The sequence below is a fragment of the Corynebacterium riegelii genome, assembly GCF_001263755.1.
Lineage (GTDB): Bacteria > Actinomycetota > Actinomycetes > Mycobacteriales > Mycobacteriaceae > Corynebacterium > Corynebacterium riegelii.
In genome coordinates this window covers 2,332,846-2,350,017 of the sequence record NZ_CP012342.1, presented here as the reverse complement: position 1 = coordinate 2,350,017, position 17,172 = coordinate 2,332,846, and the positions used below count along the sequence as shown (strand labels likewise).

The window sequence follows — 17,172 nt, the reverse complement described above, 5'->3', positions numbered from 1 at the left end:
GGGTTAAAGATTCAGCTGCCGCATAGCGTCGCCCAGCCGCGGCCTGTCGGGGTTGAGTGGGGGTTGCGCATCCAGCGCCGCGATGAGCTCACCGTGGCTCGGGTAGTGCTCAAGGGCCTTTTTGCTTATCGACGCCCACACGCCACCCACCTCATAGCCCTCACCAGCATCCTTCGTATTGATCACCTCTACGCCATCCATACGCGCTGCAGCCTCCGCATCCTCCACCGGGATTGCCACAACGGCGCGCCCGCGGAACTGGCTGTAGCGATCCACTTGCAGCGTAGCGGCGCGCTCAAACGTGGAGAACCGGAACAGCTCACGCGCCTCTTTCCTGGACATCAACGAGCTGATCACTGTCAGCCACGTCTGCGCGTCCATGGAGTTGTTCACCACCAACACCGGTAGCTTCTCGCCCGCTTCCAGCGCGTCGAGCACCTTCCACACCACATTGGTGCGGTCAATGCCCATGAACATGGAGCGGATGATCTCCCACGCCAAGTCAATGTCAAAGTGCGGGCCGGCGTCCGGGCCGTTGTTATCCTCGCTCAGCTCCACACCGTCAACGCGTTTGGACAGAAACGGCATCCGGAAATCCGGCGAATGATACGCCTGGATCGGGTAGATCAACGTCGAGTTATCCACCTGTGCGGCATGGTCCACGTAGATGTGGGTAAACGTGTTGCCCTGGCGTCCGGAGGAATCCTTCCCGGCCGGACGCGTGTGCAAAAACACGGCGCGCTCGTACCACGGGATGTACTCCATACGAATCGGCAGCTGCTCCACCTCGTCACTGGTGAGGAAGTCACTGACCTCCTGCACGGCCTTAAGGGAGCCGCGTACGAAGTGGTTCACAAACTCCTCATCCTTAGGGTGCACGTTGCGGCTTGGGCCGAAACCCCAGCCATCACCCATGCCCGGGCCGAAGGATGCGTACGTGAGCTGCGACCAGCGGGTGCGCTGTTGTGTTTGCTGTTCCACCATTAGCGCTTCCTCCTAAACAGGCTGAAACGTCCACCGGATTCCTTCTGTTCCGTCTCCGGTTGTGGTTCTGACTGCTGGTATTGCTGCTGATATTGCTGTGCCGGAGGCTCCTCGCTGTAGTACAGCTGGTTTAGCGGCGGGTCCAAGAGCACCGGCACCGGTTGCGGGTGCTCGCCCTGACCCACAGACTGCTGCTCATAGACCCGCTGGTAGCCACCAGATGGGGTGTAGAGGAACAGGCGCAAGAAGATGTTGCGGCGCCCGTACAGCTGGTTCATGTCAATAGCGAAAGACTCACCCGGCATCTCCTGGCCACTCAGGCGGTCGCGCGTGAACGGTTCGCGGATATCAAAGATCTTCTCTGCGTATTGACGCTCCGCCGAAGGCGCCCCAAACGATGCCGCCCTACGCCACACATTCAACTGCAACTCTTCACGCGTCGGGTCAATCGGCAGCGTGCCTTCCTGCGCCATGAGCACGAAGCTCTGCCCAAAGGTATCCGCCCGGTTATTTGCGTGAATACGCACCGACAGTTGCGCAGGTGCGCCCGCCGGAGCCTCGTTGACAATCTCATAGCTCATCTTGAGCAGGCCCGGGTAGTTCAACACCGTCGGCTTACCCGGCACAGTCTTGCCTTGGTGCGAACGGTACGGCATCAAAATCAGCAACGACGGAACCTGCAGGTTCACCTGGTACCCGCCGCGGCGGCGGTACTGGTTCTCACTGATACGCCCCAAGTGCTGCACAGAAGGGTTGTTCTGGATAGCGTCCGGGTCACTGAAATCCAGGTTGTCCGTGTTGTAGATATCCGCGGTGAAAAACTCCACGCCGGCTGCATGCTCCGGCCAGGCAAACGTGATCAACTGCTCGTCCACACGCTCAAAGATCCGTACGTCATGCGCCTCACCGCAGCGTACCCACGATGCCGTGGTGCCAATCATCGCCTGGTTTTCCACCACGTTTACCGCCGTGATGTACATGGAATAGGCGTCGCTCTTCCAGTCCGTGGCAAACTCCGTAGCGTCGCGCGGTTCCAGCCTGTTAGACCAGTCCCCGACCTGCAATCCGTACTCGCCGAGGTTGTCAGCATCCACAAGCTGGCCCGCCGCACCATCGGCCACCGGCTCAGCAGAACGGTAAATGCGCACCTCACCAGCGCCTGGGCGATCCCAGGACAGCGTGAAACGGTCCCCGTCGAGCGAAATCTGTGGCGTGATCTGTGTCAGCTCCGCCGGCACGTCCACTGCCTGCTCATCCGAATAGGCAGACATGTGCACGCCAACTTTTCTGCGCGCCTGGAACACGTACGCACGGCCAGTGGACTTCGGCGTCAGTTGGAAGCCGCGCAGGTTGTTCTCATTCTCAAACTGCTGCACGCGCCCGTGCACGTTATCCAGCAGGAAGATCTCCACGCTTTCCGTGCCGTCGATTTCGGCGTAGCTGCCGTAAATGCGGCCGTCTTCAAACGTCACATGCAGGTCATGCACCGGCTGGACGTACACGCCCACACCCACCAGCTTTGGCTCTGCACGAAGCGCCTCAATCTCACTATCGCCCTCGTTGAGCCACACGTGATACGAGCGGATCGCGCGGTCCATGTCGGCCTCATCCGTCCACAAACGGCCAGCGGTAATGGTGCGCAGCAGACCGAAGTTCGGCTCCAGCTCATTGTCATTCATGATCGAATCACGGCTGAGGAGACGGAAGATGCGAACCTTCGCACCGCTTTCCGGCGCCACCCATGAGACCTCGAGCGTGCCTTCCTCATCGCCGCGCGCGCGAACCATGACCTCGCCGCCCTCCACGCGCAGTGGCTCCGAGTGGGTCCACACGTCACGCTCCGCGAAGTCTTCAGCCCGCAGGTTCAGGGGCTTCGACTGCTCTTGGCGAGCCGGTTGCGGTTTCGGTTCTGGCTTCGGTTGTGCGGGCTCCGGCTGCGGTTCAGGCTGTACAGGTTCCGGCGCAGGCTGTGCTGGTTGGGCCTGTGTCGCCTGCTTGAAAAACAGGTCCGGCAGCGGCGTGCCCTTCACAAAATTGCCGGTGGCAACCGCTTGCAACAGCTTGGTCAAGGAATCGCCCCACATGGCAAGCGTGGGCTTGTCCTGCCACTTTTCAGGATCATTCTTGGCGCGAAGGAAGATACCCAGCTCAAACGCCGAGGGCAGCAACTGCTTATCAATGCCGCGGCTCAGTGCCTGCTCACGCCAGGCGTTAAGCGCCAACAACTCTTCATTCATGTCTTAATCCAATCCCGGAAGTTTCAGTCCATCGCTTGGCGACGGCGCCGACGTGCCGTTACCACGCATAGCGTCTGCCTCATCACCAGCAAACACGAAGGAGGAGCGATCCCCCGGGTGACCGAACTGCACCAGCAGCTCCGCCACACCGACCTGATCACCAGTCTGGCGAGAGATACTGTGCTGTGTCTGCGACGTATCAATCACATTCGCATTGCCGCCCGCCCAACCCGTGGACGTAACAAAAGTGCCGTTGAACGTGCCAGCATCCTTCACGTTTGCCAGTGCGGGCATCTCACGCGCGGCGGCCAAGGAACCAGCGCGGTACATCTGCTGCTTGCTCAGCAACGCATCGCGCACGCCGTTGTCGTTGCGCTCAAGACGCTGAACAACCTTCTCCCACTTCTCACCCGTGCGGTCTGCATCCACAAACTCCGGAGACGTCATGGCCTTCGCCAACAAGTCAAGAAGCTCCTGGGAATCCTCGCCCTGAGACATGAGGAAGGAATGCCTGTCACCACCCTGATCGCCGTAGCTTGCGTTGACCATGTCAAACGCACGCTTCAAACCAGCATCCACGCGCTCTTCCAGCCAGCCCTGGCGGTAGTACTCTTCACGCACCGAAGCAACAAAACGCTCAATCGCCGCCGAATCCGGCACGGCCTCAGTGATGCGTACAGACGCCGGCATCTGGTTCATCGGCACCGGCGACTTCGTCTTCACCGAAGCAATGGTGCCAAACGGACGCTCAAGCAGGGATCCGTAGATCTTCGAGATAGACAAGAACTGCAGGTAGCCGTGCTGGATCTGCACGTATGCGCGCTCTGCGGCATCCATGTTGGTCTTCGCCGCCTCACGCTCAGAGCGGATCTGTGCACGCGCGTTCACCGTGCGGAAAATCGCCAGCGTTTCCAGCCACACCTGGATAAGCCAGCACACCAGCCACAGCACAAACCAGAGGCCAAACATCCAGGCCTTGACCTTGGTCGGCGCCTCATTCAAGTTCTGTGCGAACAACCAGCGCGGCACCATCGGGTTGGCGGCATCAGGCCACCAGTTGCCAATACCCCAAGCCAACGCGAAGATCGCACCAGACCAGAACACCACGTATCCCAGCCAGCGCCACCAGCTTGCACCACCGCTGGTGTTGGTGATGCGGCTTTCGCGACCCTCCAGCTCGTAGTAACGATCACGTGCCACCGCGTAGTCATTCCACAGCTGGTCTTCTGTAATCACCAGCTGCTCGCCTACACGCGACGCTAAAGACTGGGAGTTCTTGCGCTTCCACGCCTGGAAACGCTGCACGCCATCGTGCGCGCCACGGAACTCGGAGGTACGCAGCTTCTCTTCAAAACCGCGGATGCCCTTAATGTCATAGGGCTGCAGCGGCAGCTCACTTGCCTGACCACGCAAGCCAGCCGGCAGGTCATTTGCCGTAAACGCAGCACTCGGGCCCGGGATGATGTCTTGGGCCGAACGCGCCGTGTTCAACGCCTGATTGGACGCCTTCAGGTACGGCGGGACCTGCTTGCCGTCATCATTAAAGCTGCGCAGATCAGCATCAGCCAACGCCAAAGAGGTGTCGATGTACTCGTCCCAGAGGGGGCGGTACAGATCGCGCCGGAAAGCAGAAGCTCCCTGCACTGTCTCCTTGCCCACAGGCGGGGTGGCCGGCATGGTCTCCGGGCCGCCAACACGCACGCGGGAATCCGCACCCAGCAGCTTCTGAGCCTCAGAGTTCACCTTGTCGCGCACGTCTGCAGTGAAGTTCTGCAACGCAATCACAGGCCAACGCACCAGGTTGCGCAGATAGAGCTTGCCCACGTCCTTGGCAACCTCGGTGGCCTTCTTGTACTCGGTTGCCTCACGCAACGCCTCAGTACGCGGCGCCTCAATCTGCTCGCGGTGGTTTTGCAGGATCTGCTGTGCAATCTGCTGGTTCATCCCTGCCAGATTCGGCAGCGTTGTCACATGCAGCGGCTGGCCTGCCGGCGTGGTACGCACCTGCGGCAGCTGCGCCACGTTGAAAATCTGGTCCTTGAGCTGGGCCTGGATCTCCTGGGCGTCTACACGGCGGTAGTAGGTACGCACCAAACGCAACCCATCACCAGCCGCCTGATCCGCCACCGGGATAGAGGTCGCGCCCTTCCACAACCCACACAGACCAGCCAGCTTGCAGGCCGCCGACAGTGCGAAATCCTCCGGCGCACTGTTGTCCGCCTTGAAAATCTCCGATGCCGGGATGTCCGGGCTTTCAGACTCCTCCGGAGCCAGCATGAGGTTACGGAAGCCAGCGATAGTGGGCAGTTGCTTGCTTACGCGCGCGCCAACCTCTGCAACAATCACATTCGCCGAATCCGCGCCCTGCAGTTCGCTGACGCCCGTGTTACGGATCTGCTGCTGCAGGTCAGAGATGTGGTGCTGCTCAAGCGTGCCCACACCCTGGTCCTGGCCCAACACGTTGAGGGTGACCACGTGCACCGGCACGCCGCCGACCTTGTTCAACAGCTGCGAGAGGCTTCCGTAGAACGGCTTGCCCTCATCAGCGTTACCGATGAGCACGCCGGTTGTGGGATCCTCTGCGTCGATCCAGATGCTCTCACCCACCAGGCCGAGCGCGGCCAGGTCAGCAATGCACTGGCGAAGCCGCCTGGAAAACGGCCCCTTGTGCAGGAAGGTACTGATTGCTTTTGCCATGATTTTTGCTCGTTCTCCTGCCTAGTGCTTAGTCCAGACCCGGCATCTGCGGCATTGCGCCGCCACCGTCAAACGCCTGGCCAGTCGGCGGCGTAGGCTGCGTCGGCTGCGGCTGGAACTGCTGGCTTGCACGCGGGTCACCGGAGCTAAACGCCCAGTCCAGCGACACCAACAGATCATCAATAGCCGCAATGTAATCCGGCGCGAGATCCGCAAACAGCGGCAGTGCGTACGCAATCTGCATGTCACGGATGTCGCCGTAGGGGTTCTCGGTCTGACCGCCCAAGAAGCCATCGCCCGAGCCAGCCTTTGCCGGGCTGTACGCCACAGCCAGCTCGCGTTCCTTCTGCAGCCACTCCTTCGCAGCAGCCAGGCGCTGCTCCGGGGTGACGTTCGGGCCTGTGCCCTCCACCATCAGGAACTCACCATTCGGGCGCTGGCCGCTCCACAGCCAGTGGCGCAGCACATCCTGGCCGCTGGTATGGTTCACAATCTGGTTATCCCCATACAGGCCTGCTTGCGGACGCCACTGCGTAGGCATGTCACCTTCATCCCACAGCGCACGCAACGCCAGGTACGGCTGGATAGAACCCATCACTGGCGGCTGCGCAATCTTTGCCCAGGCCATGGTGGCGTTTTCCAGAATTGCCGGCAGGTAGTTGCGGCGGTGCCCCAGCGCGTGCGGCGGGGTTAGAAGCGGCGTGGCAATGGTCAGCCACTTATCGCGGGTCTGGCTGTTTGTACGCACGTCATAAATCTGGATCGGATCATTGTCCGCCGTCGCGCGTACCTCCTCCGAGTGGTAGATGCGGCCGGTCAGTTTGCCCACGAAGTAACCGCGGATCATCGCACCACGCTCGATGTCACTCATCGGCAGCGCTGCCGACAGTGGACGTGCACGGCGCATGCGCCAGAACTCATCACGATCCGTCGGGGTGGAGTACGCATCCCACTGCGCAGCGGCACGCGGCAACACAGAGCTGAAGACCACCGGCGGGTACTTTTCAAAGGACCCGGTGATGCTGATTTCACGCAGGCCGCCGTTGTTACCAAACGCATCACCCAAAGACTTGTGGCTGTCAATGTTTGCCGCACCACCCTTGAACGCCGTCAGCGCGTCCTTCATACGACGCTCCAACGGGTGGTTCTTAAACGGAATCGTGGTGAACACGAAGTCATAAGCAACAGAGGTGCCCAGGAGCTCCTGCAGCACTGCCTTATCCACCTGAGCCAACGGGAGCGCAAGCTCAAGGGCCAGTGAGAACTTCTGCTCAAGCAGGTCCTCACGACGTGCGCGCTCGTGTGCTGGGTGGCCATCCGCATCCACGTAATCCGCCAAAGACTCAGATACGAACGTTGCGAACGAGGTGCCGGTGCGGTTGATGAACTTGCGGGAACGCTCCAGCACTTCCTTGGAGCCAATCTTGAAGTCAAAGCGCGGCTTGCGATAATCCACGCGCTCACCCGTGTGCGGGTTCACCGTGTGCTGCTGCGGGATCCACCACATGCCGTCGCGAACAGACAGCAGGTCGCGCGGCGCCGGGTCCGGATCCGCACCCTGGTGCCAGTCTCCAGACACAACGGCGCGACCAGCCTGGCCAAGCCCCGTGTCAAAGGAGACAGTGTCATCCCCACCGTTCGGGCGAGCGTTCTGGATGTGCTCCTCGAAGCGATCCTTGAACTCATCAATCGGCGTAATAGACGCCTCCGTCGCAGGCGCGCCGAAGCGGGAATCCACAGCACCGTCACCTTCAGCAGGCCACAGGGACGGGTAGATCGTCTCCAAGCGAGAAATGCCCATCTCCGGGTCAGAGGTAACCATGCGCTGGGAACGCAGCTCATCGCGCTGACGGGTGATCTCTGCGTCCAGCGCCTTGATGAAGTCATTGTCAAAGGAACGCAGCAGCTCAGCAATCTGGCTTGCAATGAACGCCACAGCGAACTGCCGAAGCGCAGGATCAATAGCGGTACGGATCAGCTGCAGGTACTCGGTGCTGTCCGGGATGCGGCCCAGACCAGAGATGCGGTCACGCAGACGGCCGTCCAACGTAATCCACGGCTGTACCTGGTACTGCTCAAGCTTGGGCACGGTGGTGTTCTTCAGCTCACCCTGCAGGCGGTGCAGCAGCTCCTGCGCGTAGGCAGCACCGTGCTTGCCCACCTCATGGCGCAACTGGTCCAGCAGACGACGCTGCAGCGCCTCCGGACCAGCCCACTCCACAAGCGCGCCGTAGAACGGGCGCTCAGAGCGCTGGTCACGCGTGAATTCTGCATTGATGCGTTGGGAGGCGTTGCCAAGCTCGCGCTCTACAACCGCCAGCCACTCGTTGCCCTTCTGCTTGTTGGCATTCGGGATGGACTGGGCAATCGCGCTGACCTTGCCAGCAACCCAATCATTGATCACGCCGCCGAAGTTGCGGCCAATCCACTCCATCGGATCGCTTGTCAGCGGCAACACGGTGCCCATATTGTCGCGGAAGCCAGCCCAGTTGCTCTCCACACGGTCACGCAGCTGCTGCGCTTCGTCCTTGCCAATCTCCTGGCGGTCAAAGTGGCCGGACGTAATGTGGTCTACCGCCCAGCGCGCCAGGCGCTGCGCGGAATACTCGGCGTAGCGCTCACGGCCCATTGCCACGCGGCCGTAGCCGAACGTACTCCACGGCACGAACGGGTACTCCACCGCACCCCAGCCGTACATCGGACTGCGCTTGGACTGCGGGTTGTTCATGATGTGGGCCACGTAGTTGGCCATTGCCTGGTGGTCCGTAAACAGGGAGGCCAGACCCAGGCCCAGCGAACGGTAGATGTCAGACGGAGTGCCGTTGCCAATCTCCGTGATGCGGTCATCCGTACCAACCGTGCGGCCAACCGGGAAGATACGGCCAACCGGCAGGGAGTTCACCGGAATGTTCAGGCCAAGCGCCTGGTAGGTTGCTGCGTCCGTCTGGGAACCAGCACCGGCCTGGCCTGCGGCCAGCTCAGCGAACATTGCCAGGGCGTTCGGGTTCGTGCCAGCCATCTTGTCCATCGGTGCGTCCGCACCGCCGGTGAACACGTCCGGGGTCACCATGTACAAACCAACACCGCCGTTATCAATACCCGGCAGCGCGCTGACCAGGCGGCACACGTCCACAGCCATGGAGGCGCCCGAGCCACCCGCCATGGAAGAGATGATGAAGACGATCGGGCCGTCCGTCTCCTTGCTCTGGCCGGTCTCAGCAGCGATTGCTGCAAGGTCAGCGTCGGTCTCAGCACTAATGACCTCAGCCCAGGAACGGTTGAGCTGCGCGTTCACTTCCTTCAGGCGGTTCAGGATCAAGATGCGGCCCACGCCACGGTACTGGCCGGCACCACGAGCAACGTTGAGGTTATCCAGCGTGTGGTCCTTCAGCGCCCAGTTGGCCAGGGTGCCCAGCTTGGCCTCGCTGGAGGCAGACGCAGCAATGTTCTGGCGCACACTTGGCAGACCCGCATTGGAACCACAGGCCACGTAGTCGCCGCCAGCCTCGGTCACGCTCGGCAGCTTGGAGTTTTCCACAACCTCAGGCACCAGCGGCGCGTCGATGGAGACGAACTTCCACGCATCCGGCAAGCGCTTGTTCTTCGCCCACCACTGCGGCGCCTGCTTCTCCAGTGTCGCCTTGAGCTCATCCATCATGTAGGACATCGTCTTGGCGCCACTGCCGCCGCAACCGACTACGAAAACCTTGTACATTGCTGTTCCTTACGTTCCTTTGCGTGCCGTGAAGTTATGAAGTTAGTTGGAGCCGAATCCGCCTTGCGACGGCGGCGGTGGCGGCGGCGTCTGAGGTCCCGGGCCAGAGCCGAAACCACCAGAGGCGAAACCACCCGGGGTTTGGCCTGCTTGCGGACCTGGCTGTGCACCCTGGCCGAAGCCTGGCGGTGGCGGCGGAGGCGTCGTGCCACCAGGGTTTGTCGGGCCACCAGGGCCGCCGTTGCTGTCGCCGCCGTTGCCTCCGCCGAGATCATCAAACGGGTCAGCCTCCGCTGCACGAAGGTCATGCAGCTCACGCACCAGTTGCGGCGCGTTGGTGGAGATCTCCGTGGCCATCTGCTTCAGCTGCGCCTCCGGGGTGCCCGGGTTCAGAAGCGCAACCACGTCGTAGGAGTTCGGGCCACGGTTGCTTGCCGCAACAAACCACGTGTTCGGCAGCGCCAGCGGCAGCTTCGCAGCACCCTTGACCTGCTCGCCCTCACTGCTAATCGACGGCACCTGCTCCACCAACACCGGCGCATCCGTAAACGGGTTGGGGTGGAACCCACGAACCTTGCCGTTGTAGCCAGACGCGCTAAACGTGGTAGAGGTCAGCTGCGCCGGGTTCATCAGTGCTTCCTGGGAAGACAGCTCCGGGCGACCGTTGACAAACTGCGCGTTGGTGCCCTCCAGCTCAATTGGGAAAAGCTGGGATCCAAGCTGGCGGCGCGTAGGAATGCGCGAGGTGACAAAACGGATCAGGTAGAACACCAAAAGCGGGATCAACAGCGCCGCAAGCAGGGCACCGATCAGCGCGCCGGTGAACTTCGCCGTGTTCAGCGGCACCGTGTAGGAACCGTTGACCGAAACCGGAACATGTGCCGCGTCGACCTCACCGTTGAGGTCTGCAACGCTGACGTCCACGTTGCCATTGATAATGCCCTCGGTGGGTTCAGCAACCGTAAACGTCACCGGCAGGGTTGCCGTTTCACCAGCGACCACCTCAAGGGCGTTGTCTTCGGAGTCATACTGCGAAGCCACATTCACTGCATCCACACCATCCGGCAGAGCGTTTGCGCGGATCTGCGTACCCGGCTCAATCCACACCTTGCCCGGGCCCTTGACAGCGATCTCACCCTGGCCGGTCACGGATTCAGACGCGAACTGCACCGGACCCGCCACCTGCGGCAGGTTCTGCGGGGAGACCGTCACCGCCTGCTGGTTGATGAACGGGCTGAACGTGGTCTTCGGCTCGCCGGAGGTGGACACCACGGTGCGTGCTTCCAGACGGCCAGAGACCGGTGCGCCCTCAATCTTGGACGCCGGGATCTCAATCGACCCGCCCGCAATGTCGGCGTTTTCTACCAACACGACCGGCTCGCGGCCATCGGCCTCAAACACGATGGTGGTCTTGGCTTCGCCAGCCAACGGATGGACGTCGCCGGAGCCGTTGATGAGTTCGGCGTGGATCGTTTGATCGTCGAAAAGCGAAAGGGGCCCCTCGGACACCTCATCGGAGCGGAAACGAACCTGCAGGTCAGGTTGGATCTCCACCTGGGAAATCACGCGACCTTCGGCCTGTTCCGGATCAAAATCAACAAAGCCGAGCTTCCAGGTACCAGACCAGTCAGCACCCGGGCTCAGGCGCATGCGGCCGCTGACGCGCTGCGTCGGCTCGGTAGCCGTGGTCCACTCAACCGCAGCACCGGCAGCCTCACCGCGGCCGGACTGCGCCAAATCAACCGTGGAACCATCCGGCGCAGTCAGCACCAAGTGCGCGCCCTGCCCAAGATTCTCCTCCGCGATCGCGTTGAACCGCACAGCGTCAATCGACTGATCCAGCGTGAACTCAAACGTCTGCGCCGCCGGACCCTCATGCACCGCATCACGGCCGGAAGACAGCGCGCGCTGGAAGGCCGCGAACAGGCCACCTACGTTGGAAGCCTCAAAGAATGCGCCGTTGAATGGCGGCTGGCCACACGGTTCACCTCCGGAACCATCAGTGATGCCGCGCATCAAACCGAAATCAGCCGGCTTATCCGGCGAGGACAAACCGATACCCACGTTGGTAATGCCGCCCGCACGCAGACGATCCGCAATGCCACCCGCGCGGCAAATACGCTCACGTGCAGCGTCCTCACCCTCCTGGGCAGTCAACTCACCATCCGTAAACGTGACCAGCAGACGGCACGGGTTCTCCGAACCGGAACGCGCGAAATCGTTGTACGCACCCTCAAGCGCGTTGGCGTAGTTGGTGTACACCTCTTCCCAACGATCCTGGAACTGCGCAATCTCGCCCTTGACCTTGTCAGCGCTCGACTCATTGAGCTCCTGCCACGGACCGTAATTCGCTGAGTCAGTTGCACCCGAGTGGTACTCCTGACCGAAACCAGCCACACGCACGCGCACATCCGCGCCCGTGTCTGCTTGGCGAGCCACCAGCTCATCCACAAAACTCTGCGCCGCCGGAATGCGGTTGTGATCATCATCCGTACCCGGCACCGACGTATCAATAGAACCGGTAGCCTCATTGAATTCACCGACCAACGAGCCGGTCTCATCCATCAAGATGACCACATCAAGCGCACCACGCTCAGCCATACAAGCGCCAAGCTGCGGCAACGCCTCATTCGGCGCTGCAGGTTGGCTTAGGCCAACGCCCATGCCGGTGAGCGCCGCAAGCGATGCGGCCGCCGCCGCGGCCAAACCACGACGTGCAATGCGGGAAACGTTTACACCCATGAACTACTGCCTCCCGAACCAAAACGCGAACATGATGCTGGACAGCACCACGGCGATAACCAACGCAGCCACCGTGACGTAAAACAGTGCCTGCTTCCAACCAACGATTTCGTACAAGCCTTCAGCGCGCGCCTGCGTGTTCTTGGAAAAGTACAGGCCCAACGCGGAGACACCGACGATGCCGGACAGCGCCCAGGCAACGCCGCTGAGCACGCCCCACTGGGCATCGATGCTTCGCAACGGACCGAAGCCCGCAATCGCCAACATCACCAGCGAGATAACCGCCAGCGCCAAACTTGGCACCAGCATCAGGTGCGGTGCGGATGTGGTGGTGAACTCATCCGACTGGTCGCCGTACTCCGGCTCTGCGCTGCCGCCGAAAGAGTTACCGAAGGACGAATCGCGCCCCAGCGACTGGGTCGTGTCCTGACCCCACGAGGGCTGCTGCGGCTGGGACGGCTGCGCCTGTTGTGGTGACGGGCTCCCCCAGCCGCCACCAGACGGGGCCGAGCCCCACCCGCCACCTGGGGCTGCAGGCTGCGACGAAGGGCTGGACCCCGGCTGAGGCGCACCCCAACCTCCTCCGGTTCCCCAGCCATTATTCGGCGTTGACATGGGTTTGACTCCAATCGGTTGGAAACAAGCTGGCAACCCCCTGCGACCATGCGTAATTATGCACTTCCGGAAGTTGCCGTGACGAAGAAAAATGTTAGCAAAGGCCACCCACACTGTCGCGGAGTCCTGCACGTTTGTACGAATTCGGCGTGCGTGCCGATGCGGGAAGTGTGCCCAAGCCAAATGCAGCTACCTACATGCAGCTACCTGCCGTTTTTTCGCTTGGTAGCCTGGTGTAGGTAGCTGCAAACGCGTCGGGAGGGGGCGCAACCGACCCCGCCGCGCAACCGACCCCGCCACGCCGCCACGCCGCGCACCACCTACTCCACCACGGCCACGCGCTGCGGCGGGTCCACCACCAGCGGCGTCGCGCCCTCGGCGACAGAGGCCGCCTTCGAGTTCGCCCGCGCTTTGACGGCGCCTCGCCAACACAGCACCGCGCCAAGGCACAGCAGCAGAACACGCACGACCCACAGGTGCTGGTCAAGTCCCACAGCGGCAAGGACTACCGGCAGGTTCAGCACTGTAATGAGCGTGCCTACAAACCCGCCGAGGATGATCGGGTTGATGCGAGTAACCAGCCACGCGGCGATCGGTGCGGCAATCACGCCGCCGACCAGCAGCGCCACCACCGCCGCCAGGTTGGCCACCAGTTGGTTCCACATGCCCACCACAAAGCCTGCGGTGGCAGCCGCGGTGACCAGGAATTCGGCGGTGTTGACGGTGCCCACGATTCTTCGCGGTTCACTGCGTCCCGCAGATAGCAAGGTGGAGGTGGTGACGGGTCCCCAGCCGCCGCCACCGGTGGCGTCGATAAACCCGCCGGCCAGGCCCAGCGCGCCGAGGAATCCCTTGGAGTGCGGTTTCGGTGACAGCTTGCGCCGCGTCAGCCCGCGGGCGAAACGCAGCATCAGGTTGACACCGATTGCCGCCAGGACTAGCGACATCACCGGGCGAGCGTGCTCCATAGATAAAGAGGACAGCAGCACCGCGCCCGTAAAGGAGCCGACCGCGCCCGGGATGCCGATTGCGGCAACCGTGCGCCAATCCACGTTGCCGAAGCGCCAGTGCGCCACACCCGAAACCAGGGTCGTGCCCAGCTCCGCGGTGTGCACCACCGCTGATGCCGCCGCCGGTGTCAGCCCGGCGAGCATGATCAAAATCGTGGTGGAGGTGGCGCCGAAGCCCATGCCCAAGCCGCCGTCTACAAGCTGCGCTGTAAATCCGGCCACTGCGATAAACAGCAGGGTTGTTGTACTACGCATGGGTCACCTCCAATGAGTGCAGTGCTTGGCTAAAACGCTTCGCCACAATCGCGGCCAGATCAAGGCCCAAAGGCTCCGAGAAACTCGCCCCAGGTAGCGCCGCACGCGCACGGTCTAGCAGCAGCCCGTGCGTGACAAACATCGGCAGCACATGCAGCGCGCCGTGCGTCCGCTCCAGCGCCCGCAGTTCCTCTACTCCCCCGCGCGTTGCGGCCACCACACTGACCGCCCGAGCAGTTTGCTTGCCGACGCCCAACGCAACCTCCCCATACCGCCCCGCCGCCACCGGATCCGACGTGCCAACCGGATACAGGACCACGTGGGCGCCAACGGGCGCATCTTGCAGCACGCGCGCCGCTAGCACGTCCACCAAGTCCTGGTCGATGCCAAGGCCTTTGGCCAGCGTCAACGACGCCTGCGAGCCAGCACATTCACGCGCCTGCACCTCGCGCGCTTCGGCCACATGCTGCGGCACGTCATAGCGCGCGTGGAACGCATCGGTGAACAGCAGGGGCACGATGATGGTGGGTTCGGGGGTGTGGCGTGTGGCGTCGATAAGCAAGGGCTCATCGAACTCCAAGTAGGCGGCCTGCCCGCGCACCCCGAGGCGCCGAGCTGCGGCGCGGGTGAGTGCCTCAACGCCGACGGCCGCGCGCGGGTGGCGCGAACCGTGGGCGAGGGTGATCAGAGCGGTCATGGCCGTATCTGTCCTAACGCAGGCGACGACCCACCAGGCCGGCTGCCAGCGTATTGCCGCTTGCCTGGTCTACCAGCAGGAAGTTTCCCACCGCGCCGCGCGCCGCGTACGGCTCCACGGGAAGTTCATCGGCGGTCTGGACGGTCACATGTGCAATGTCATTAAGCCGCACGCTTTCCGGATCAAGCGTGTCCTTGTCAGCACTGTCAATGTCCAGAATGCGCTCCACGCTGGCAATACGCGCACGCACAAGCGCTGTGCCGTAGCGCAGCTTCACTGCCTGCCCGGCGCGCAGGTCCTTCTCCGTAAGCGCGACGATGGTGGCGGCAAACTCCCTCGTTTCTGCTGGCCGAGCTTGCGAGGTCAGCAGGTCGCCGCGGGTGAGATCGATCTCGTCGCTAAGCCGCAGTGCAATCGAGTCGCCGGTGTTGGCGGTGGCCACTTCGCCGTCAGCGGTGTCAATGCCTGCGACCGTGGTGGTGCGCCCGTGCGGGGCGAGCACCTCGTCGCCCACGCTGATGGAACCTGCGGTGACGCGGCCGGCGTAGGCGCGGTAGTCGCTGGCGTGCTCGCGCAGCACGTACTGGATGGGGAAGCGGAAATCCAGGTCATCGGCACGCCCGTGGGTCACCGGGATGGATTCCAGAAGCTCAAGCACGGTCGGGCCGGTGTACCACGGCGTTTCCACGGAACGCTGCGCAACGTTGTCGCCCTTGAGCGCACTGATCGGCACCACGTGCGGGTCTTCGATGCCCAGCTCCGCCGTCTTTGCGTCGAAGGTGGCCTTGATCTGGTTGAACACGTCTTGGGAGTAGTCCACCAGGTCGATCTTGTTCACGGCCAGGATCACCGTTTTGACACCAAGCAGGCTTGCCACGTTCAGGTGGCGCACGGTTTGTTCGACAACACCGTTGCGGGCATCTACAAGCAGCACCACAACCTGGGACGTGGACATGCCCGTCACCGTATTGCGCGTGTACTGCACGTGCCCTGGGGTATCCGCCAGGATGAAGGTGCGTTTGTCGGTGGCGAAGTAGCGGTAGGCAACGTCGATAGTGATGCCCTGCTCGCGCTCGGCGCGCAGGCCGTCTACGAGAAGCGACAGGTCGAGGCCCTCGAAGCCGCGGTCGGCGGAGGTGCGCTCAACCGAAGCCAGCTGGTCTGCAAGCACGGACTTCGTGTCGTGCAAGAGGCGGCCGACGAAGGTGGACTTGCCGTCATCAACAGAGCCGGCGGTGCACAGGCGCAGCGTCGCGCGGTTGGCTAACGCCTCGCGTGCATGAGTGGTGGCAGTCATCAGAAGTAGCCCTCCTTCTTGCGGTCCTCCATTGCGGACTCGCTCAAGCGGTCATCCGCGCGGGTTGCGCCGCGCTCGGTCAGGGTGGAATTGGCAATCTCTACGAGCACCTGGTCAATGGTTGCCGCATCCGAATCAACGGCACCCGTGCAGCTCATATCGCCCACGGTGCGGTAGCGCACGCGGCGGGTTTCAAGCTGCTCGCCTTCCTTCGGCCCACCCCAGTCGCCGGCGGTCAGCCACATGCCGTCGCGGTTGAACACCTCGCGGTCATGCGCGAAGTAGATGCTGGGCAGCTCAATGCCGCGCGCACCGATGTACTCCCACACGTCCGCTTCCGTCCAGTTGGAAATGGGGAACACGCGGATGTTTTCGCCCGGCAGCTTGCCGCCGTTGTACAAGTCCCACAGCTCCGGGCGCTGGCGGCGCGGATCCCAGCCGCCGAAAGAATCGCGCACAGAAAACACGCGCTCCTTCGCGCGGGCACGCTCCTCGTCGCGACGGGCACCACCGAGCACCGCGTCATAGCCAACCTCAGCGATGGTCTCTACCAACGGCACCGTCTGCAAGGGGTTGCGCGTACCGTCCGGGCGCTCCGTCAGATCACCCCGATCGATCCAGTCCTGCACGTGCGCCACGCGAAGGCGCGCGCCGGTCTCCTCCACCAGGCGGTCACGGAACTCAATGACCTCCGGGAAGTTGTGGCCCGTATCCACATGCAAAAGCTCAATCGGCATCTTCGCCGGCGCGAACGCAAGCATGCACAAGTGCAGCACCACGCAGGAATCCTTGCCACCGGAAAACAGCAGGCCGATCTTGTCAAACTGGCCAGCCACCTCACGGATGATGTGGATGGACTCATTTTCCAAGTCCCGCAGGTGCGGTGAAAGCGGTGAACGTTCAGTCATCGTGTTGCTCCTTAC

Annotated in this window: 10 protein-coding genes; all 10 read right to left on the bottom strand. The window is 62.4% G+C overall.

Going from position 1 to position 17,172, the window contains the following annotated elements; genetic code table 11:
• Nucleotides 1-3 precede the first annotated feature (3 nt).
• A complete protein-coding gene (locus AK829_RS11150; protein ID WP_052205935.1) occupies nucleotides 4-984 on the bottom strand; it encodes a GAP1-N2 domain-containing protein in 981 nt (326 codons plus the stop codon).
• On the bottom strand, nucleotides 984-3,221 hold the full coding sequence (locus tag AK829_RS11145) for a hypothetical protein (protein ID WP_052205933.1): 2,238 nt from the start codon (nucleotides 3,219-3,221) through the stop codon (nucleotides 984-986). Before AK829_RS11145 ends, AK829_RS11150 begins: the two co-directional genes overlap by 1 nt.
• 3 nt (nucleotides 3,222-3,224) lie before the next feature.
• Nucleotides 3,225-5,918, bottom strand: coding sequence for a hypothetical protein (locus tag AK829_RS11140; protein ID WP_052205931.1), 2,694 nt, complete (start codon nucleotides 5,916-5,918; stop codon nucleotides 3,225-3,227).
• A 28-nt stretch (nucleotides 5,919-5,946) separates the two neighbouring features.
• Entirely contained in the window at nucleotides 5,947-9,633 is a 3,687-nt protein-coding gene (locus AK829_RS11135; RefSeq protein WP_052205929.1) for a tubulin-like doman-containing protein, read from the bottom strand.
• A 42-nt stretch (nucleotides 9,634-9,675) separates the two neighbouring features.
• Nucleotides 9,676-12,375, bottom strand: a complete 2,700-nt coding sequence (locus AK829_RS11130; RefSeq protein ID WP_052205927.1) for a vWA domain-containing protein — start codon at nucleotides 12,373-12,375, stop codon at nucleotides 9,676-9,678.
• A gap of 3 nt (nucleotides 12,376-12,378) precedes the next feature.
• Nucleotides 12,379-12,990: a hypothetical protein gene (locus AK829_RS11125; RefSeq protein WP_052205925.1), complete on the bottom strand. Its 612-nt coding sequence runs from the start codon at nucleotides 12,988-12,990 to the stop codon at nucleotides 12,379-12,381.
• A gap of 320 nt (nucleotides 12,991-13,310) precedes the next feature.
• Entirely contained in the window at nucleotides 13,311-14,255 is a 945-nt protein-coding gene (locus tag AK829_RS11120) for a sulfite exporter TauE/SafE family protein (protein WP_052205923.1), read from the bottom strand.
• Entirely contained in the window at nucleotides 14,248-14,952 is a 705-nt protein-coding gene (locus AK829_RS11115; protein WP_052205921.1) for a sirohydrochlorin chelatase, read from the bottom strand. The genes AK829_RS11120 and AK829_RS11115 overlap by 8 nt, the downstream gene beginning before the upstream one ends.
• Nucleotides 14,953-14,965: 13 nt before the next feature.
• Nucleotides 14,966-16,249: a sulfate adenylyltransferase subunit 1 gene (locus AK829_RS11110; RefSeq protein ID WP_052205920.1), complete on the bottom strand. Its 1,284-nt coding sequence runs from the start codon at nucleotides 16,247-16,249 to the stop codon at nucleotides 14,966-14,968.
• Nucleotides 16,249-17,157 carry a sulfate adenylyltransferase subunit CysD gene (gene cysD, locus AK829_RS11105; protein WP_052205918.1) on the bottom strand — a complete coding sequence of 303 codons (909 nt, stop codon included), beginning with the start codon at nucleotides 17,155-17,157 and terminating at the stop codon, nucleotides 16,249-16,251. Before cysD ends, AK829_RS11110 begins: the two co-directional genes overlap by 1 nt.
• Nucleotides 17,158-17,172: the final 15 nt, after the last annotated feature.